The organism is Acidovorax facilis, assembly GCF_023913775.1.
Classification (GTDB): domain Bacteria; phylum Pseudomonadota; class Gammaproteobacteria; order Burkholderiales; family Burkholderiaceae_C; genus Acidovorax; species Acidovorax facilis.
Genome location: NZ_JAMXAX010000391.1, coordinates 1 through 253, shown reverse-complemented (window position 1 = coordinate 253; position 253 = coordinate 1). Strand labels below are relative to the sequence as shown.

The 253-nt window shown below is 61.3% G+C and carries 2 protein-coding genes; one reads left to right on the top strand and one right to left on the bottom strand.

What is annotated here, in order from left to right:
• A partial coding sequence (locus NFX52_RS30745; protein ID WP_156358539.1) for an IS3 family transposase occupies nt 1-97 on the top strand: 97 nt, incomplete at its 5' end.
• On the opposite strand, the gene NFX52_RS30740 is transcribed toward NFX52_RS30745, so the two are convergent.
• Nucleotides 54-253 (bottom strand): IS66 family transposase (locus NFX52_RS30740; RefSeq protein ID WP_252636051.1); only part of this gene is annotated, 200 nt, incomplete at its 5' end. The two genes, NFX52_RS30745 and NFX52_RS30740, sit on opposite strands and share 44 nt — an antisense overlap.

Below are 253 nucleotides of genomic sequence, written 5' to 3'. Positions count from 1 at the left end.
CGACTACATCCGTTGGTACAACGAGAAGCGGATCAAGATCTCCCTGGGGGCCCTCAGCCCGATCGAATACCGGGTGAGTCTTGGACTTGCGGCATAAAACCAGTCCAAGTTTTTATCCGCACCCCCCCCTGCTGCAAGGCGGCGAGCTGAGCTTGCAGGCTGGCCTGGTCGGCGGCCAGCGTCTCCTCGAAGATGTCGCGCTGCTCGGCGTTCATGGCTTCGGTCTTGGCACCGAACTTCCAGGCCTTCAGGC